Source organism: Vibrio sp. 10N.247.311.12 (assembly GCF_041467515.1).
Taxonomy (GTDB): Bacteria; Pseudomonadota; Gammaproteobacteria; order Enterobacterales; family Vibrionaceae; genus Vibrio; species Vibrio crassostreae_C.
The window spans coordinates 20449-40182 of sequence record NZ_JBFSUV010000009.1 but is presented as its reverse complement, the minus strand read 5'-3'; the positions used below and the strand labels follow the sequence as shown (position 1 = coordinate 40182).

Below are 19734 nucleotides of genomic sequence, written 5' to 3'. Positions count from 1 at the left end.
GAACTGGTGTAAACCAAGTGGCTTCAATATTAAGCCACTTGGGTGTGGGATGAGATGATTTGGCTTTGGGATTCAGTGGTTGAGTTTTGATACTCATTGATTCAGCTTTGCGAGCAGGCCACCAGCAAACGTGAAAACAGAGTGACTATGACCAGAAGTACGATTTAGGGTCTTTTTCTATTTCCGCCAAAATAGCATCAAGATCCTTCGATTTAGGAAGGTACGGATACGGCCCCCAATTCACAGAGTCGGTTTCGACATCCCCTTCAAGCGGCACCATCACTAACCAACAAGACAGCGACTCATCAAAAGTCACGCAGACGATCTCGTTTGTATAATCACTGTGAGATGAGTCGAGTAGATAATGCGCCTGAGAAAACAGCACACCACCCTCACACTCTTCATATAGGGATTTGCCTAGCTCGACAGGTAAACTTCGATTTCGAGATGTACAGAGCCTCTCGGCCCCAATTAAAAGACGATTCAGCTCGATATGAATGACGGACATAACACCCCTTGTAACTTCATAGAAACTTCATAGAAACTTCTAAGTAGTGAATTCCTCTACTTAGCTTAGGACTCAACAAACATTTTAGCGAACAAGCGTAATCAAAATACCTGCCCTGCTCCCAGAAACGAATCTTGCTTTCGGAAACCCAGAAAGCTACGACTCATCAAGCGAACAGCTATACATCGAGAGTATGGAATTTCACAAAAGTGTCATATAACCGACCTATCATATGCGACAAATGTTATTAACTAGGAGTTGTTTATGTTACGAGTCGCGCTTGCCTCTCTTTTATCCTTAGCCCTGTCTTCTCATGCTGCTTTAGCACAAGAAACCACTATTTCGGGCTCCACTTCAGTATCACGAGTGATGGATGTATTAGCTGAGGAGTACAACAAGACTCACCCTGATAACTATATTGCGGTTCAGGGCATTGGTTCTACAGCAGGTATTACCATGGTTAATAAAGGTGTCTCTGACATCGGTATGAGCTCGCGTTATTTAACCGACCGCGAACAAGACGAGAAGTTGAAGGTATTTCCAATTGCCTTTGACGGCCTAGCTGTAGTAACTAACCGCTCAAACGCTGTAAGCAACGTTACACGTGAGCAGCTGTTCGATATCTACAAAGGCAAAATCACGAACTGGAAAGCTGTGGGTGGCGCAGATCAGCCTATCGCAGTTGTCACTCGCGAAGCGTCTTCTGGCTCACGCTATAGCTTCGAAAGCTTGCTTGGTTTAACGAAGATCATTAATGACCGTCTAGTGTCTGACATCAACCCAAATAACTTGGTTGTAAACAGCAACAGCATGGTTAAAACGATTGTTAACCATAACCCACACGCGATTGGTTTTATCTCTGTTGGTTCAATCGACCGTTCGATTAAAGCAATTACATTTGAAGGCGTAGAGCCAACATCTAAGAACATTGCTAACCACAGCTATGAATTGGCTCGCCCATTCTTGTTGCTGCACAAGACAGACTCAGTTTCTGACGAGAGCAAAGACTTCATCAAGTTCGTGAAGTCAAAGCAAGGGCAAGACCTTATCGAAGAGTACGGCTACACTCGCATTAAATAAGTGAGTGAGTTTTATCTTATGAAAAAAAAGAGAGAGCATTAAGCTCTCTCTTTTTTTGGAATCTATATGGTTCGTTTAGAAGTGAAGTTGAATCACTGAAACGATCACAGCGCCAGGACGACGAATACCTTCGATTTCTACGCGGATTTCGCGTTCAATCTCTAGGCCTTTCTTAATTGGCGTTACTTTTGTTAGCGTACTTTTAGCACGAACGTTACTGCCCGATTTAACAGGGTATGGGAAACGTACTTGGTTAAGACCAATGTTTACGACCATCTTCGCTGTTGGGAATTGAGACTTGTCAGGGTCAACACTGTCAGTCAATCGAGGAAGCAGAGATAAAGTTAAAAAACCATGTGCGATGGTTGTTTTGAACGGAGAGTCTGTTTCCGCTTTTTCAGGTTCAGTGTGAATCCACTGCATATCTTCAGTAACAAGGCCGAACTGGTTAATACGGTCTTGACTTACATTGATCCAGTCGCCAGTATGGATGACTTCACCGATCTGCTGATTAAGCTCATCAAACACAAGTTGTGCTTCAGGCTTAAGTACGATCGGCTGTTCCACCGGCATCTCTGGTGCATCTTCATTGACAGCAGGTTTGTGGTGATCACGAACCCACGCAAAGAAATGGCTATTTTGCGTACGATTAAGAAAGTCGCCCCAGTAATCTCTAAGAGCTGGAGACATCCATTGCATAAACTCTGAGTGTTGCGAAGACATGCTATCGCCTCGGTGTTTAAATAAATCAATGACTTTCATAAGAACCTCAATGCACAAAAAATTTCAATATAACTTCGTAATTTTGAAACACTTCACACTATTGTGCAAATGTTTTCGAGCATACAACCGTTAGCTGAACCTTGTTAAAATCATATTAAACATATACTTACCAATAAAACATCATTTTATTACAAAACCCAAATTAGAGTGTTAGCTCTATCACATGACAAACATTTGTTTATATAAAAGGCGTTTTTATTCATAAGTGGAATAAAAAAAGGCTTAGCGCAATGCTAAACCTTAGTTTTTACAAGGAATTAGTTTTCCGAGGGTTGGTCTTGTAAGAGACGAATCTTACAAGACACTCAATCCTCTATTCGTCATCAAGCGGAACCAGCTTGGTATTACCACCGTGTGCTTTCTCACGCTTACGTTGCACGAATGCGTAGAAGCCAGGGATTAGGAACGTACCCGCCAGTAATACACATAACAGGCCGCCGATCAGTGAAATACCCAGAGAGTTCTGACTCACGTGACCTGCGCCCGCAGCGAAGATAAGCGGGAAGATACCTAAGATGAACGACCAAGACGTCATGTTCACAGCACGGAAACGCAGTGTACCGCCCTTCACCGCTGCATCTTCAATCGGTGCGTCTTTCTCTTCACGCTCTACCTTTGCGAATTCCACAATCAAGATTGCGTTCTTCGCGGCCAAGGCTATCAAGAGAACCAAACCTATTTGTGCATAAAGGTTCAGCGGAGTGCCCGTTAGATTCAATGCCAAGAAGGAGCCTAAGGTTGCGACAGGTACCACGAGGATAATCGCAATCGGAATTGTCCAACTCTCGTATTGAGCCACCATAAACAGGTAGATGAAGATCAGAGCCAGTGCGAAAGCAAAGATCGCTTGGTTACCTGCTAGTACTTCTTGGTAAGCCATGCCTGTCCATTCGTACTGATACCCCTGAGGCAATACTTCTGCAGCTACGCGTTCCATTGCCGCAATCGCATCACCACTTGAGTAACCTTCTGCAGGTTGACCTTGAATCACGGCACTGCGGTACATGTTGTAACGCCATGCTACATCTGGTTCGAAGATCTGATCGTAAGTCACCAATGTGCTTAACGGGATCATCTCGCCATTAGACGAACGAACGTGGAATCGTTGTAGGTCGTCCATGCTGCTACGGTGTTCACTGTCAGCTTGCATGGTTACGCGGAAGTTCTTACCAAACATGGTGAAGTCGTTCACGTACAACGAACCAAGGTTACCTTGTAGTGTTTGGAAAATTTCCGACAACGGAATACCTAATTGCTGCGCTTTCTCACGGTCAATATCGACATAGTAGTGAGGTACGTTCGCACGGAAAGTACTGAATGTGTGTGAAATCTCAGGCTGTTTAGTGGCCTCAGCAATCACGTCATTCATAACCATCGCTAGATCAGTACGGCTACGACCTAATGTATCTTCTAGAACAAACTCAAATCCAGACGCTGCACCCATACCCGGTACTGCTGGAGGCCCCATCGCAAACACGACAGCTTGAGGAAGTTCAGTCGCAGCACGACCATTAATACGCTGTGAGATAGCCTGAGCAGAGTGTTGACCATCCAGTGCATTACGCATGTCCCAATCGTGAAGCTTGATGAACATTGACGCACCATTCGACGCAGAAGCGCCCGTCATAAATGCGTAGCCGTTAACCAGTGTTACGCCATCAACACCCGGCTCTTGTTCAACCATTTCAAGCAGCTGCTTAGTCACTTCTTCGGTTCGAGACAAGGATGCCGCGTCAGGAAGCTGAACGTTAACCAGCAAAATGCCTTTATCTTCTTGAGGTACAAACGCCGTAGACGTGGTTTTCGCGAAGTAAGTTACCGCTGCTAGCGCCACAACGAAGAAGGTAAACAGCAGAACACCCTTTTTCACAAGGAAGCCTGCAATTTGACCGTATTTGTTGGTTACTGATTCAAGACCACGGTTAAACGCTTGGTACCAACGAGCCGTGTTACCACCACCCTGCTTAAGAACCAGTGAACACAATGCAGGTGATAGCGTTAATGCGTTAATTGAAGAGATAACAACCGCGATACAGATAGTCAGAGCGAACTGACGGTACATGATGCCAGTAATACCAGGAAGCATTGCAACAGGGATGAATACCGCAAGTAGAACCAAGGTCGACGTAATGATCGGCCCCGTTACTTCTTTCATCGCAATAAGCGTGGCTTTACGCGGTGAAATGGTTGGGTCTTTAGCCATTGTGGTATCAACGTTCTCGATAACCAAGATCGCATCATCTACTACGATACCAATCGCTAGTATCAAACCAAACAGGGTTACCGTGTTGATGGTGAAACCCGTCATCTGCATGATGGCAAACGTACCAATCAAAGATACCGGAATCGCAACTACAGGAATCAAAGTCGCACGCGCACTACCTAAGAACAGATACGTTACCGCGATAACCAGTAAGATCGCTTCAATTAGCGTTTTTACTACGCCTTTGATCGACTCTGCAACGAAGAGTGTCGTGTCATAACTCGCCTCATAAGCAACGCCTTCAGGGAAATTTTTGCCTAAATTATCCAGCATCGCCATCACCGCTTTACCACTTTCCAGCGCGTTAGCGTCTGATTGAAGTGACAACGTTACGATTGAAGCGTCTTGACCACGGTATTTACCATTGCCATCGTAGAACTTTTTACCAAGCTCAACGCGTGAAACGTCTTTTAAATAAACCGTTGAACCATCTTGGTTTGCACGAAGTACAACATTTTCAAACTCATCAGCCGTTTCTAGTCGGCCTTTGGTTACCAAGTTGAACTGCACTTCTTGTGCGTTGTTGTAAGGTGCAGCACCAATACGACCAGCCGCTACCTGAACGTTCTGTTCAGCCAAGGCGCGATTCACATCAGAGGTGGTTATATTGAGGTTAGCCATTTTCTCAGGGTCTAACCAAACACGCATCGCGTATTCGCCACCACCCAATACGTTAACTTCACTGATACCCTTTACACGGGCCAATTGGTCTTTAATGTTCAAGTTCACGTAGTTGATCAAGAATTGATCGTCATACTCTCCGTTCGGCGAGTAGAAGTTCAATACCATCAGCAAGTCAGGAGAACGCTTCTTGACCGTTACACCCACCATTCTTACTTCTTGTGGAAGTTTCGATTCGATCTGAGCAACACGGTTCTGCACGTTGACCTGAGCCATATCAGCATCAGTACCGACATCAAAGGTCACGTTAAGGTTGTATGAACCATCGTTAGCACTTTTAGAGGACATGTAGATCATATCTTCTACGCCGTTAACCGACGTTTCTATGGGGTCGGCTATCGCCTGCTCCACCACTTCAGCACTTGCGCCCGTATAGAATGCAGACACACTGACCGACGGTGGGCTAATTTTTGGATATTCAGCCACCGGCAAGATAGCGAGAGAAATCGCACCCGCCAGCGTTAATATGATGGATATAACAAGGGCAAACTTAGGCCTTTGAATAAAGAAACGACTCAACATAAATAGCCCCCTTACTCAGCTTGTTCAGCAGAAGGTTGAATGCGAACGGACATACCATTACGGACACGCTGTAAGCCTTGAGTGATGACTGAGTCGTTCTTCTCTAATCCAGAATGAACAATTACACCACCTTCAACCTGACGACCCATCTCGATGTTTCTGCGCTCAGCAACTGGTGCCGCTTTACCTTCAACCAGTACCATCACAAAGTCGCCTTCTAGGTCGGTTTGTACTGCTCGGCGTGGGATAGTCACAACATCAATAGATTGCTTTTCACGTAGATCCACACGAACGTGTTGACCAGGAAGTAATCGTTGATTCGGATTATCAGCGATTGCGCGCATCGCGATCGTACCGGTATTGAGATTGATACGGTTACCCAAAAAATCGAGCTGACCTAGGTGTTCAAACGCTTCACCGTTCTCAAGCATGATCTGAACTTCAACACCTGCAGAGTCGCTGCTGCCATCGCCTTCGATGCGGTCCATACCCAGCTCAATACGCTCTCGCTCACTGATGCTGAACGATGCGTGGATTGGGTCTAGGCTAACCAAAGTCGTCAGTACACCTGAAGACGGCGAAACCAGATCACCCGTGCTCACTTTGGTATCGCTAATACGGCCAGAGAAAGGCGCGATGATTTTGGTATGAGAAAGCTGAACATTCGCAGCATTAAGCTGTGCTTGGCTTGCTTCAAGCTGTGCTTGAGAACCTAACAAGTTTGCGGTTAATGCATCGAATTCAGATTGAGAGATACTGCCTTTCGGAAGTAGGTTTTTACCACGATTAAAATCAAGCTCAGCTTTTTTAAGGTTCGCGTTCGCTTGAGCAACAGACGCTTTTGCGCTTGCTACTTCGGCTTCAAACGAAGAAGGTTCAATCGAATAAAGCAATTGACCCTTTTCAACCATTTGGCCTTCATTAAAATGACGGCTTTGTAGGTAGCCAGAAACCTGCGCTGTAATAGCCGTGTCTTCAACGGCTTCTATACGACCGATATACGACTTACTTTGCTGGTGAGAAACAACGCTAACATCCTGTACAGCTACGAGAGGTAAAGGTGCTTGCTTGGCATTTTGAGCATCTTGCCCACACCCAGCAAGAATAAGAGAGCTTGCAAGAGCAGTAAGGATCAACTTTTTACGCATGGTTATACCGTCACTTATTAGTATTTGAACAGCATAAAATTTACGTAACACCTCTGTTACCATTGTCCGAGGAATATCAATTATAACTGGCCAAAGTGTATCAATATGTTAATTGAAACCAAGTGCTTATAAAGTGATTACAAACACGCTACAATTCCTAAGTAAATCAATCTCTCAGCTTTTGTTCTCTATGGATATTGTCTAACATAATGTATTGTCAGACAGATAAGCATTCACATTTAATTGTTAAGGAATTCTCATGATTTCAAAATGGGCTAAACGTTTCTATCAAATGGCGGAATTGGTCGGTTCTTGGAGTAAAGATCCTTCAACTCAAGTCGGCGCCGTAATCACTAAGCACAACCGCATTGTTTCTGTTGGTTTTAATGGCTACCCACATGGCGTGTCTGATAGTGCGGATACTGATGACAGAGAGATGAAGTACCTCAAGACACTTCACGCTGAAGAAAATGCGATCTTATTCGCCAAGCGTGATTTGGACAGCTGTGAAATCTGGGTGACTCACTTCCCTTGCCCAAACTGCGCAGCGAAAATCATCCAAACCGGTATTTCTGCGGTTCACTGCCCAGAGCAAAGTGAAGACTTTCTTTCTCGCTGGGGAGACAAAATCAAAGTGAGCCAAGATATGTTTGAACAAGCAGGCGTAAAAGTCGATTGGTTGCCACTGGCTGACCTAGATTAAACGAACAGATAGTTAGAACAAAAAAGCCGAGAGTCGATATTATCGCTCTCGGCTTTCTTTTGTTTGGGGCTCAGCGGACTGCAGGATTAAGCACTGACAGGAAATGCTTCAGCGTATGCTTCCATGAAATCTTTACGAATCTCTTGCTCTAGATGAACCGCCTTCTCGGTTGGACAGAAAATCATAAAATGGACTTCTTGCTCACCTGTCGAACTGCTTGTGATATGGATGTGAGGCTCAGAACCCGGAAGGTCAACACCAGCGTGCTTTTCGATCACACCGTTGTAACGGCGAGCAACATCGATAAACTCTTCGCAATGCTCTTCAATTTTCACAATAAGACCCGGCACCATAGGGTATAGGTTTACAAAGTCTTTCACCGTCACAAAAAAGTTATGATAAACATAGCGCTTCATAAAGTTGAGGTTCTTTACCGGATAGGTGAAGAACATACTATTAGGCAGCGTGGCTGTCTTACCAGTGAAGTGATATTGCCCATGATACAAATCGATTTCTTGAATCACAGTCGCCATCAAATTGTGCTCAATCACCTCACCGCTTATTTTACCCACTTCGATCCAGTCGCCGATTCTAAATGAGCGAGAACTCGCACGCTGAATAGAACCGGTGAAACACAAAATGATCTCTTTTGAAGCCACTACTATCGCAACAGCAATGGCCGTGACAGATAGCGCAAACTCGCTGATTTCGGATTTCCACAACACAAATAACGTTACAACAATAATCGCGAATGTGCCGTTTTTGGTTCGTGACATCCAGTTACGTTGGTCTTCACTAAGGAAAGCAACATCACCTCTTATTTGAGATAAGGTGATTCGGCGAATGATTAATATAAGAGTGATAATCAACGCACTAAAAATAAACTTATGAGCGAGTAGAAAATCAATTACTTGCCACAACTTTTCCATTACTTATTCCTTAGCATTACAACAGTTAGCTTTACAACGGTTAGCTCTACAAGAAAGCCGCTAATATCTTTTCTATGAAAAAGCGCTCAACTCCTGAGCGCTCGTTTACAATCTGGTATTAGCCTAGCTAAGGCTATCATTTTATCTTGGCAGAAGTAATAAATTGACCAAAAGTTTCACACCAAATCACAACCGTATTAAATCGATTAAGATCAGTACCTTCGGGAAGCTCAACCATAAAACGGTCGAATGTTTTCACATCTCCGACTCTCAGTAACTCGCTCTTGCTGTCATTGAAAGCTTGCTCGGTTTCAATGAACTTAGGTGAGAGGTAGACCTTGTAATCAGGCCCCGGCGCCAATTCACCTTCAAAAGCGATCGCACTTTCAGACACAGAAACGATACCTTCTCCCCAGTGCAAGAAGTCACTGTCTTGTCGATCTTTAGTGAACTCACCCGTGTAGATAGCCTGCTCACTGATCGCTTCAACAGAACTTGAGGAAGGAGAATCAGGCTCAATCAAGATAGGCAATGCGTAAACACCTAGCCCAAAACCAACAGCACCCACGGCTAAGTGGGTGCAAAGTAAAACTAACTTTTTCATCGCGTACTCCCTTATGCTTAAAGAGAGTATTATTGAATACTCTCAAAAATACAAAGAGATATAACGCTCTGATGTTCTATTTTTGGTAATGCGTTGCTGTACGTTGAGACAGTTCAACAATCACTTTTACCGCTTGCTCCATGCCTTGAATGGTAATGAACTCATGAATACCGTGGAAGTTGTAACCGCCAGTAAAGATATTCGGACATGGTAGCCCCATGAAAGATAAGCGAGCACCGTCTGTACCACCTCGGATTGGTTTAACCATTGGCTCGACATTGCACTCAATCATCGCCTGCTTGGCCAATTCAATAATATGTTGATGCGGTTCAACCATCTCTTTCATGTTGAAGTAGCTATCGGTTAGCACCAGCTCAACACGGCCTTTCTCAAGGCGCTCATTCAGCTCATCGACTTTCTGCTGCATGAATGCTTTACGCGCTTCTACACCCTCACGTTCAAAATCACGGATGATGTATCCCAGTTCAGAGCGAGCCACACCCATTTCCGCCGATTTCAGGTGGTAGAAGCCTTCATAACCTTCTGTGCACTCTGGTGTTTCTTGCGCAGGCATCATCAATTGGAATTGCGCTGCAATGTTCATCGAGTTCACCATTTTATCTTTTGCGGTGCCCGGGTGAACGTTCACGCCATGACAGATAACATCGGCGCTCGTGGCATTGAAGTTCTCAAATTCCAACTCCCCTACTGGGCCACCATCGATGGTGTACGCCCACTCGGCGCCAAATTTTTCAACGTCAAACAGGTTCGCACCGCGACCAATCTCTTCATCCGGCGTGAAACCAATGCAGATGTCGCCGTGTTTGATGTCTGGATTCGCTTTCAGGTAAGCAATTGCACTGATGATTTCAGCGATGCCCGCTTTGTTGTCGGCACCAAGCAGAGTTGTGCCGTCAGTCGTAATCAGGTCGTGACCATGTAAAGAATCAAGATCTGGATACTGGCTTGGGTTCAAACTCTCGCCACTTTCCCCTAATTCAATCGTTCCACCTCGGTAATCTTTAATCACTTGTGGTTTCACGTTGGCGCCTGATGCGTCAGGAGCGGTATCCATGTGCGCCACAAAGCCAATCGCAGGCACATCGTAATCGACATTCGACGGCAGTTTCGCCATCAAGTATCCATTGTCATCTAAAGACACATCAACTAAGTCTAATGCCACCAATTCTAACTTTAAGGCTTCAGCAAAGGTAATTTGACCCGGTGAACTTGGGCATTGCTGATTAGAAGGATCGGATTTGGTATCAAAAGTAACGTAATTCAGAAAACGTTCTACAAGCTTTTCCATAATTCATCTCACCATGGATTAAGTAATTGATTTACTGACTTAATTATTATGTCGATAAGTGATACATCGTTAAATAAATACGAGCACAGAGTCAGTAGCGAGGGTTTTCATCTTACGCCCCTGACCATGTATGTAATTGCTCTAAATCATTATTGTGCGAAATTAGATGCGCTTCCTATACTTGAAAACAGAGGGTTTCGTCAGTTCAATATTGCATACGGATGATAAGAGATCGCTTTGTACGCATTCTACGCCCTCCGCTCTCAGCCTAACAAAAGTACAAAGTGGATGATGATCACAATTTATCCTTGATGCAGAATCTGTCATACGTTACACGGAGACACAGTTATGACGATTAATAAATATTTCATTTTCTCTCCTCAAGCCTCTGAGGAAACGCTTCGACCAGTATTAACTGAGAAAGAAGTTCAAAGGCAGGAAGCTCTAAGACAGGCGCAGATCCAGGGTGGATTAGACACAAACGCGACCTCGTAACTCAATGAATACCTAGCACTATTAAGACCCCTATAAAAAAGCTCTACGCTCTATCCGGTAGAGCTTTTTTTATTTTTGATCTGTTCTCCTTTCCCCCACTCCCAAACAAGCTGAACATTAAACCTTCGCTCATTGCTTGCTGTTCTTCACTTCTCGATCACCAATTGGCTCATAGTTTCTCGCGAATGTATTTTCACGCATTGCACACACTAGCTTGCGGCGCTGAGAAATGACTCACTAAACTCCCCGATGCCATACCTTGTCGTGTCATTTTGTGCTAATAATTCATATTCGTTTTCATTCCTCACTCGCCCTCTTTTCAAAACTATAATGCGAGTACCAGAGAACCTAACCACAGGAACCCCGAATTCAATGGAATATTCAAAGCTAGGAAGTAGTCAAATTCCCGTTTCCCGTATCTGTCTTGGCAGCATGACTTGGGGGCTACAAAATACGCAGCAGCAAGCCGACCAACAGATCGAATACGCATTAAGCCAAGGTATTAACTTTATCGATACTGCAGAGATGTACGCGGTTCCACCTTCTCCAGATACCTACGGAAAAACAGAAGCGATCATTGGTAACTGGTTATCGCGTAACCCACAGCGTCGACAAGAGTTGATCATTGCGAGCAAAATTGCCGGGCCAGGGCTTCCTTGGGTTCGAGATGGCGGCCCGATAACGGGTGAAGCGGTGATCGCAGCCGTTGACGCATCATTAAAACGCCTACAAACAGACTATATCGACCTTTACCAACTTCATTGGCCAAATCGTACAACGCCTCACTTTGGTAAGCATTTCCCGAATCACATTCGATTCAGTGATATTGACCGAAAGCAGCATGAAGCTGAGATGTTGGAAATCCTACAAGCACTGGCAAGCTGCATTAAGGCGGGGAAAATTCGCCATGTCGGGCTTTCAGATGATTCTACTTGGGGCATTAACACATACCTCAAGCTGAGCGAGAAACACGATTTGCCACGTATGGTTTCGATTCAGAATGAATTTAGCTTGCTGCACGCAAAAGACTGGCCATATCTGATTGAGAACTGTGTGCATGAAGATGTCGCTTATCTGCCATGGTCACCTTTAGCTGCAGGCATGTTGAGTGGAAAGTACATTGATGGCGCAAGACCGGAAGGCAGCCGTTGGACTTACATGCAACGTAAAGGCATCTTCCGTGATACTGAAACTGCCAATGAAGCGGTTAAAGGCTATGTTGAAGTGGCGAATGCTCACGGGTTCACTCCAAGCCAACTGGCATTGGCTTGGTGTAATCAAGTTGATGGCGTGACGTCCACTATCATTGGTGCAACGACCATGGAGCAGCTAAAAGAGAACGTAGCCGCTTTCAGTAAACCGTTATCAGAAGAGATCCTGACTGATATCAACACTGTCTTTAAGCGCTACCCTGCTCCGTATTAGGCTGTCAGTTCAGCTTAACTTAAGCAAGTAAATCCCATAAGAGCGCGCTATTTAGTGCGCTTTTCTTTTTTAAGTGGATCGCTTTTGCTTTTTATATGGATCGCATTGAGCTATCACGCTTTTGGTTCGCTAACCTTTGCTCTATAATGCGCGGGCTTATATCTAGGATAAAAACATGATTTCAAAAAACCAATTAAAACTCCTTCGTGCTTTGGGTCAAAAGAAACAACGTAAAGCCCACGGCCTGTTTCTAGTTCAAGGTGAAAAGAACGTTCTTGAGCTGTTCAATAGTGACTTAGTGGTGAAGAATGTCTTTGCTACCGCTGATTTCTTATCTGAAAATCACGCATCACTATTTGAGTTTGATTGTGTTGAAGCTTCACTGGATGACCTAACCAAAGCAAGTACTTTGGTGAGTAACAACGCAGCGATTGCAGTTGTTGAGATCCCAACATTTGAACTACCAAAAGCAACTGGATTGATGATTGCGCTGGATGGTGTATCTGACCCAGGCAACCTAGGTACGATTATTCGCGTCGCAGACTGGTATGGCATCAAGCATATCGTTGCGAGCAGCGATTGCGCAGACCCATACAACCCTAAAACTATCAGCGCGACTATGGGCAGCTTTGGCCGAGTACACGTAAGTCAAACTGACTTACCAGCTTACTTAGAGCAAGCGAATCTACCGGTTTACGGTGCATTTTTGGAAGGCGAAAGTGTTCATAAGACTGACTTCACTGCAAATGGCATTTTGCTGATGGGCAGCGAGTCTCACGGCATTCGTGAACACGCCGCTAAATACGTGACAGATAAGATTACGATTCCAGCATTCGGTGGCGCAGAGTCTTTGAACGTTGCAATGGCGACTGGCATCATTCTCGACAACATGCGTCGTCAGCACAGCTAGGTCTCATAAGCTAACGATCCAGTCGACAATGTTCAAATATTAAAAAAGGCGTATTGATTAAATCAGTACGCCTTTTTATTTGAGTTCTTTTCAACAATTACTTTTCTAGCATTGCCAACTTATCAGACACACCATTCCACTTTTCCGCATCATCCATCGCTGGTTTTACTTCCGTTTGCACAGGCCAAATCTCAGCAAGTTCTGCGTTCACTTCAATGAAAATCTTTTGATCTTCAGGCAGTTCATCTTCTTGGAAGATTGCTTGAGCATCACATTCAGGTACACATAAACCACAATCGATACATTCGATCGGGTTAATTACCATGAAGTTTGGGCCTTCATGGAACGCATCTGCGGGACACACTGCCACACAGTCTGTGTATTTACATTGAATACAATTATCGCCTACGACAAATGCCATGATGCTCTGCTCTATAAGTTAGTCAAAATTGAAGAATGGGGATAATACTCATCCCAAAGCAAAATTCAACATCATACGGCTCTAATATCGTGTCTATTTGCTCCATGTTTCCAAATTAGTATGACAGATAAATCAATTTCTCGTAAAATGCGCGCCATTGTGAGCTTATCGCTTCTTTGAACATCAGCGTTTCCATCAAACTCTGTATTAAGAAACGATCTAGCTAAGACACCTATAAAAACGAGACATCGAAATGATACGTTTAACCGAAATTAAACTCCCACTAGACCATGAAGAGTCTGCTATTCAAGACGCTATTGAAGCGAAACTTGGTATTAACTCTGATCAGGTACTCTCTTTTAATATCTTTAAACGTGGCTACGATGCTCGTAAGAAATCAAAGATCTTACTTATCTACACGCTTGACGTTCTCGTTGAAAACGAAGCTGAGTTGTTAGAACAATTCATTAGCGACCCGCACGTAAAAGTGACTCCTGATATGGAGTACAAGTTTGTTGCTAAAGCGGTTGAGAACCAAACTGAGCGCCCTGTGGTTATCGGTTTTGGCCCATGTGGTCTATTCGCTGGCCTAGTGCTTGCTCAAATGGGTTTCAACCCAATCATCGTTGAGCGTGGTAAAGAAGTTCGTGAGCGTACGAAAGATACCTTTGGTTTCTGGCGTAAGCGTACGCTGAACACAGAATCAAACGTACAGTTTGGTGAAGGCGGCGCAGGTACTTTCTCTGACGGTAAGCTGTACAGCCAAGTTAAAGATCCAAAGCACTACGGCCGTAAAGTAATTGAAGAGTTCGTTGCTGCGGGTGCACCAGAAGAAATTCTATACGTAAGTAAGCCGCACATCGGTACCTTTAAACTGGTTACCATGATCGAAAAGATGCGCGCTTCTATCATTGAACTTGGTGGCGAAATCCGTTTCAGCACTCGTGTTGACGACGTTCATATGGAAGATGGTCAAATCACTGGCCTAACGCTTTCTAACGGTGAAGAGATCAAATCTCGTCACGTGGTATTGGCTGTTGGCCACAGTGCTCGTGACACGTTTGAAATGCTGTACGATCGTGGCGTTTACATGGAAGCGAAGCCTTTCTCTGTTGGTTTCCGTATCGAACACAAGCAATCGATGATCGATGAAGCTCGTTTCGGTAAGAACGCAGGTAACCCAATCCTAGGTGCTGCGGACTACAAACTCGTTCACCACTGTAAGAATGGCCGCACTGTATACAGCTTCTGTATGTGCCCAGGTGGTACTGTGGTTGCTGCAACGTCTGAAGAAGGCCGCGTAGTAACGAACGGCATGAGCCAATACTCTCGTGCAGAACGTAACGCAAACAGCGCGATCGTTGTAGGTATCGACCCAGAGCGTGATTACCCAGGTGACGCACTGGCTGGTATCCGTTTACAACGTGAACTTGAAAGTGGCGCTTATGTTCTTGGTGGTGAAAACTACGATGCACCAGCTCAGAAAATCGGTGACTTCTTGAAAGGTCGCGATCCGAGTGCAATCGGTGAAGTACAACCGTCATTCACGCCGGGTATCCACCTAACAGACATTTCAAAAGCGCTGCCTGATTTTGCTATCGAAGCGATTCGTGAAGCAATCCCAGCATTCGAGAAGAAGATCAAAGGTTTCTCTACACCAGACGGCCTACTAACAGGTGTTGAAACTCGTACGTCTTCTCCTGTCTGCATCAAACGTGGCAAAGACTTCCAAAGCATCAACCTGAAGGGCTTCTTCCCGGCTGGTGAAGGTGCAGGCTACGCAGGCGGTATCCTGTCTGCTGGTATCGACGGCATTAAGGCCGCAGAAGCGCTAGCACTATCAATGGTAGAGCAGAACCAAGCTGAGAAGATTGAGATCGCTTAAACGCTTTCGATAAACCCAAGCTAAATAGCGAACACCCAAAACTGAAAATCCAGTGTCTTGTCGACACTGGATTTTTTTATGTGCATGTGACTAGCGGTGAGCAAGCAACATGGTAGAATGCAGCCATTAATCTTATCCTCATATAAGATTGTTGAACCTTTCCATCGCTATTTAGCCAAATCATACCGAGAAACTTATGCCATTTTCCAAGCTTGGATTAAGCTCACCTATTGTTAAAGCCGTTGCAAAACAAGGCTATGAAAAGCCAACCTCTATTCAAGAAAAAGCAATTCCGATTGTTCTTTCTGGTAAGAACCTTATTGCTGCAGCACAAACAGGTACAGGTAAAACTGCGAGCTTTGTTCTCCCTATCTTAGAAATGCTAAGCAAAGGTGAAACGCAGCGTAAAAAACGTATCCGCGCAGTTATCCTGACACCAACGCGTGAGCTGGCAGTTCAGGTTGAACAGAACATCACTAAGTACGCGAAGTTCCTAAACCTAACATCACTAGCGATGTACGGTGGCGTGTCTTACCAACACCAGAAAGATCGTCTTATTGAAGGCGTGGATATTCTTGTGGCAACACCAGGTCGTTTGATCGACATGTACGGACAACGTGCCGTTCACTTTGATGAAGTGGAAGTACTGGTTCTAGATGAAGCTGACCGCATGCTAGACATGGGTTTCATTGAAGACATCAACAAGATCATCGCGCGTCTACCACAAGACATCCAAAACCTGCTGTTCTCGGCAACGCTTTCAACGCCAGTGCGTGCACTAGCGAAAAGTGCAATCAGTGAAGCGGAAGAGATTTCGATTGCCAAGACTGATGCGTCTAAAGCGAACATTGAGCAATGGTTGGTAACGGTAGATAAAGACCGTAAGTCAGCACTATTGAGCCACATGATTACCGAAGGTAACTGGGACCAAGCGCTTATCTTTATCGAAACCAAGCACGGCGCGGCTAAGTTGGTTGCTCAACTTGAGAAACGTGGTATTCAAGCGGAAGCTTTCCACAGTGGACGTAGCCAAGCGATTCGTGAAAAAATCTTGGCTGACTTTAAGAAAGGTCGCCTAAAATACTTAGTCGCGACGGGTGTTGCTGCTCGTGGTATCGATATCGACAACCTAAGCCGCGTAGTGAACTACGACATGCCATTCCCAGCAGATGATTATGTTCACCGTATTGGTCGTACAGGCCGTGCTGATGCATCTGGCGAAGCGATCTCTTTCCTATCAAAAGATAACTTCAAAAACCTGTGCATTATTGAAAAGCGTCTTGGTCACTTGATTGAACGTCGCGTTGTTGAAGGTTTCGAACCACGCAAAGAAGTACCCATTTCAGTATTGAACTTCGTTCCTAAGAAGAAAAGAGAACAGCAACAAGACTAAGTAATTTCAGCGACAGAAAATGCAAAGTTGCATTAACCAAAAGAAAAGTCGCGTTAGCCAAAATGAAAATAAAACGAAGCCCTATGTGGCTTCGTTTTGTTCTTTGAAATACATATAACGTTGAGGCAATAAGATGATCACTCCTATCGCAACGAGATTAACCCGCGGCCAAGACCTAAAGCTAGAGATCCAGAGGCTAGTGACAGCGCACAATATCTCCGCGGGCTCTATTGCGTCTTGTGTCGGATGTGTTTCTCAACTCAATATTCGCTTAGCTAATGCCAACAACACCAAGCTAGTTCAAGCTCCGTTCGAAATAGTCTCGGTGATGGCAACGCTAACCCCAAACCACCAGCATATTCATATCTCCGTTGCTGATGAGAATGGCAATGTAATTGGTGGGCATTTGCTTGAAGGGACGATTATCGCGACCACGGCTGAATTGCTTGTTCACCGCTACGATACCTTGACCTTCAACAGAGAGCATGACGATTCGACGGGTTACACTGAACTTACTATCAGCAATAGCAAATAACTGATTTACCCATAGCAACACCAAACGCCCCATACAAAGCGATACTACCAAACAGCAATTAGGAAACACGATGGCTCCAAACTCCGCAGATTCCGTTATCGTTCTCGATTTCGAAACCACAGGCTTATCACCCAATATGGGCGACCGAGCGATTGAGATCGGTGCGGTAAAACTCGTTAACGGCGAAGTCGTCGACACCTTCCAACAACTCATGAATCCAGGGTTTCGTGTGAGTGGCTTCATTGAAAGCTATACCGGGATCAGTAACCGTATGTTAAGCACTGCGGCCAGTTGCAGCGAAGTGATGGATGAGTTTGCAGACTTTATCCAAGGCAGTCAGCTTGTGGCTCATAATGCCTCGTTTGATAAACGCTTTCTCGACGCAGAATTAGACAATATTGGACGTGATTACAATGGACAGTTTGCATGCTCAATGTTGATTGCTCGTCGGCTAATCCAAGACGCTCCGACCCATAAGTTGGGCGACCTAGTTCGATTCAAGCGCATAGATAACGACGGCACTTTCCACAGAGCATTAGCCGATTCAGAAATGACAGCAAGGTTGTGGTTATTAATGATCGATGAGCTGAAGAGTGACCACGGTATTCAACAACCGAGCTTCCAATTAATGCAGAAAATATCGAAGACAGCCAAAAGTTCGATTCCAAAACTACTGATGAGCAACAGGGGTTAGGTTCCGAAATTCACCTTAAAGTGGGATGAAAGGCTAGCTCGACAATAACCGCTAGCCTTTAAAAGGGACGCTCTACTCTTGCAATGACTTCAACGTTCCTTTGAGGCTTTCTAATTCATTCATAAAATACGCCCACTGCTTGTTACTGCTGGTCGCGGCGATATCTACTAAAAACTTGGCTGATGTTTCCATATTTTGGTTGAGTTGTGACTCAAGTTCATCAGGATAATAAGCTTCATTGTTTAAAAGCAACTTCATGATAATCGGCTGAGCAATATGCAGATCGCTCTTCTTTGCCATCAGCGTCGTTAGCTCTTGATAGGTGTTGTTTTGATATTGTCGCCAACTGCTATTGGTATTTACCCACTCTTTAGACCAAGCCAAAATAATCTGTTTTTGTTCTTTCGATACTGAACCTAACCACCGTTCTGCGCGCTCTTCTATTCTGCTTCGGTATCGCTCTCTCGAATCGGCATCGTTCAACGACAACCTTTCTTCATAATAGTCTTGCTGCTTTTCACGAAAGTTCTTTAAAAACTCCCTGTCTTGCTTAGGGCTAAGCTGCATACTCAAGGCGTAAATATCTGGAGCGAACTTATTGACGATTGAGCGAATATGCTCTTTCGTTTCTTCACTTTGGCCAACAATAAAAGCGGGATTCATATCCGACCGTTCTACGTTTTGAATCGCTTCTAATTGCGAAATATACAGAGGTAGCTGAGTTTCTTTATGCCATTTCTGTAATATATCTAATCGCTCTTCAAGCTCTGATTCTTGGCTATTTGAGAGGGAAACAAAATCTTCTATATAGCTAACGACAAACCAACCTATATTGTTATAGGCGAACTTGGTCCCGCACCCAGTAAATAGAAAACAGATCACTAAAACTAACCACCGGCACTTTCTCATTCTACCCTCTCACGACATTCAACAAAGCCACAAACCGATTAACTCATCCCTTTAAGGTTAGCCCAGTTTTTATAACGCTAATTCTAGCTCTTATAAAAGTAGTCTTAATAAACAGTGGTCGTAAGAACTTTGAGATAAATTGAGACCCAAACTTGCTAATCTAGCTATTTAGGCAAATGATTAAACTAAAAATAATTAATGGCAGTGATGTGACTTGATTTTATTACTCATTTGACGTGATACGAACCCTATAAATGAGTTGGGTTGACGTATTTAAAATGATTGATATTTGGGAGGGAAGCTATGGCCGCTATTCCTGATCATCCAAGCGATTTAGAATATGAGCTTTGTTATTTTGATGATGGTTCAATAACCACAATCACGATATTGGTTCACAATCGACAGGAAGCGATGACTTGGTATCTTAGCGAAGGAAAACATATCAACGATCTTTATTCGATAAGACCCGATGAATAATGCTTTGGTATAGAGGACTAGGTCGATAAACCTAAGATAAGAAACTTAAGTGGCATTTTG

At 44.4% G+C, this 19734-nt stretch carries 19 protein-coding genes; 10 read left to right on the top strand and 9 right to left on the bottom strand.

What is annotated here, in order from left to right; genetic code table 11:
* Positions 1-145: 145 nt before the first annotated feature.
* Entirely contained in the window at positions 146-508 is a 363-nt protein-coding gene (locus AB6E30_RS05990; RefSeq protein WP_017059495.1) for a DUF3024 domain-containing protein, read from the bottom strand.
* 264 nt (positions 509-772) lie between these two features.
* Between AB6E30_RS05990 and AB6E30_RS05985 the strand changes: the two genes are divergently transcribed.
* Positions 773-1588 carry a phosphate ABC transporter substrate-binding protein gene (locus AB6E30_RS05985; protein WP_017064361.1) on the top strand — a complete coding sequence of 272 codons (816 nt, stop codon included), beginning with the start codon at positions 773-775 and terminating at the stop codon, positions 1586-1588.
* A 75-nt stretch (positions 1589-1663) separates the two neighbouring features.
* Here the strand turns inward: AB6E30_RS05985 and AB6E30_RS05980 are convergent, their stop codons facing one another.
* The 3 genes from AB6E30_RS05980 to AB6E30_RS05970 form a co-directional block, all read right to left on the bottom strand.
* Positions 1664-2350 (bottom strand): MaoC family dehydratase, encoded by a 687-nt coding sequence (locus tag AB6E30_RS05980; protein WP_017059493.1) that lies wholly within the window; start codon positions 2348-2350, stop codon positions 1664-1666.
* Between the two features lie 334 nt (positions 2351-2684).
* The gene (locus AB6E30_RS05975) at positions 2685-5837 is read right to left on the bottom strand and encodes an efflux RND transporter permease subunit (protein ID WP_137002375.1); all 3153 of its coding nucleotides are present in this window, start codon (positions 5835-5837) and stop codon (positions 2685-2687) included.
* 11 nt (positions 5838-5848) lie between these two features.
* Entirely contained in the window at positions 5849-6985 is a 1137-nt protein-coding gene (locus tag AB6E30_RS05970; protein ID WP_372102937.1) for an efflux RND transporter periplasmic adaptor subunit, read from the bottom strand.
* A 259-nt stretch (positions 6986-7244) separates the two neighbouring features.
* Here AB6E30_RS05970 and AB6E30_RS05965 point away from each other — a divergent pair, with 259 nt between their 5' ends.
* A complete protein-coding gene (locus AB6E30_RS05965; protein ID WP_017059490.1) occupies positions 7245-7688 on the top strand; it encodes a dCMP deaminase family protein in 444 nt (147 codons plus the stop codon).
* An 86-nt stretch (positions 7689-7774) separates the two neighbouring features.
* Here AB6E30_RS05965 and AB6E30_RS05960 read toward each other — a convergent pair whose 3' ends face one another.
* The 3 genes from AB6E30_RS05960 to pepT all read right to left on the bottom strand — a co-directional run bounded on the left by AB6E30_RS05960 (position 7775) and on the right by pepT (position 10530).
* The gene (locus AB6E30_RS05960) at positions 7775-8617 is read right to left on the bottom strand and encodes a mechanosensitive ion channel family protein (RefSeq protein WP_102320731.1); all 843 of its coding nucleotides are present in this window, start codon (positions 8615-8617) and stop codon (positions 7775-7777) included.
* A gap of 136 nt (positions 8618-8753) precedes the next feature.
* On the bottom strand, positions 8754-9221 hold the full coding sequence (locus AB6E30_RS05955; protein WP_136979234.1) for a DM13 domain-containing protein: 468 nt from the start codon (positions 9219-9221) through the stop codon (positions 8754-8756).
* A gap of 76 nt (positions 9222-9297) precedes the next feature.
* The gene (pepT, locus tag AB6E30_RS05950; protein ID WP_017059487.1) at positions 9298-10530 is read right to left on the bottom strand and encodes a peptidase T; all 1233 of its coding nucleotides are present in this window, start codon (positions 10528-10530) and stop codon (positions 9298-9300) included.
* Positions 10531-10878: 348 nt separating this feature from the next.
* Here pepT and AB6E30_RS05945 point away from each other — a divergent pair, with 348 nt between their 5' ends.
* The 3 genes from AB6E30_RS05945 (at position 10879) to AB6E30_RS05935 (ending at position 13360) form a co-directional block, all read left to right on the top strand.
* A complete protein-coding gene (locus AB6E30_RS05945; RefSeq protein WP_017059486.1) occupies positions 10879-11025 on the top strand; it encodes a hypothetical protein in 147 nt (48 codons plus the stop codon).
* Between the two features lie 372 nt (positions 11026-11397).
* On the top strand, positions 11398-12450 hold the full coding sequence (locus tag AB6E30_RS05940) for an aldo/keto reductase (protein ID WP_372102935.1): 1053 nt from the start codon (positions 11398-11400) through the stop codon (positions 12448-12450).
* Between the two features lie 175 nt (positions 12451-12625).
* On the top strand, positions 12626-13360 hold the full coding sequence (locus tag AB6E30_RS05935; RefSeq protein ID WP_372102934.1) for an RNA methyltransferase: 735 nt from the start codon (positions 12626-12628) through the stop codon (positions 13358-13360).
* A 97-nt stretch (positions 13361-13457) separates the two neighbouring features.
* Here AB6E30_RS05935 and fdxA read toward each other — a convergent pair whose 3' ends face one another.
* Positions 13458-13781: a ferredoxin FdxA gene (fdxA, locus tag AB6E30_RS05930; protein WP_136982565.1), complete on the bottom strand. Its 324-nt coding sequence runs from the start codon at positions 13779-13781 to the stop codon at positions 13458-13460.
* Positions 13782-14034: 253 nt separating this feature from the next.
* Between fdxA and AB6E30_RS05925 the strand changes: the two genes are divergently transcribed.
* The 4 genes from AB6E30_RS05925 to AB6E30_RS05910 all read left to right on the top strand — a co-directional run bounded on the left by AB6E30_RS05925 (position 14035) and on the right by AB6E30_RS05910 (position 18288).
* Positions 14035-15666 carry an NAD(P)/FAD-dependent oxidoreductase gene (locus AB6E30_RS05925; protein ID WP_048606003.1) on the top strand — a complete coding sequence of 544 codons (1632 nt, stop codon included), beginning with the start codon at positions 14035-14037 and terminating at the stop codon, positions 15664-15666.
* A gap of 196 nt (positions 15667-15862) precedes the next feature.
* Positions 15863-17059, top strand: a complete 1197-nt coding sequence (locus AB6E30_RS05920) for a DEAD/DEAH box helicase (protein ID WP_017064352.1) — start codon at positions 15863-15865, stop codon at positions 17057-17059.
* A 133-nt stretch (positions 17060-17192) separates the two neighbouring features.
* A complete protein-coding gene (locus AB6E30_RS05915) occupies positions 17193-17594 on the top strand; it encodes a PPC domain-containing DNA-binding protein (protein WP_137002372.1) in 402 nt (133 codons plus the stop codon).
* Positions 17595-17664: 70 nt separating this feature from the next.
* Positions 17665-18288 carry a PolC-type DNA polymerase III gene (locus AB6E30_RS05910; RefSeq protein WP_102320725.1) on the top strand — a complete coding sequence of 208 codons (624 nt, stop codon included), beginning with the start codon at positions 17665-17667 and terminating at the stop codon, positions 18286-18288.
* 72 nt (positions 18289-18360) lie between these two features.
* On the opposite strand, the gene AB6E30_RS05905 is transcribed toward AB6E30_RS05910, so the two are convergent.
* On the bottom strand, positions 18361-19197 hold the full coding sequence (locus tag AB6E30_RS05905; RefSeq protein ID WP_136973986.1) for a DUF6279 family lipoprotein: 837 nt from the start codon (positions 19195-19197) through the stop codon (positions 18361-18363).
* Between the two features lie 303 nt (positions 19198-19500).
* Here AB6E30_RS05905 and AB6E30_RS05900 point away from each other — a divergent pair, with 303 nt between their 5' ends.
* Positions 19501-19674, top strand: coding sequence for a hypothetical protein (locus tag AB6E30_RS05900; RefSeq protein WP_017064349.1), 174 nt, complete (start codon positions 19501-19503; stop codon positions 19672-19674).
* Positions 19675-19734 lie beyond the last annotated feature (60 nt).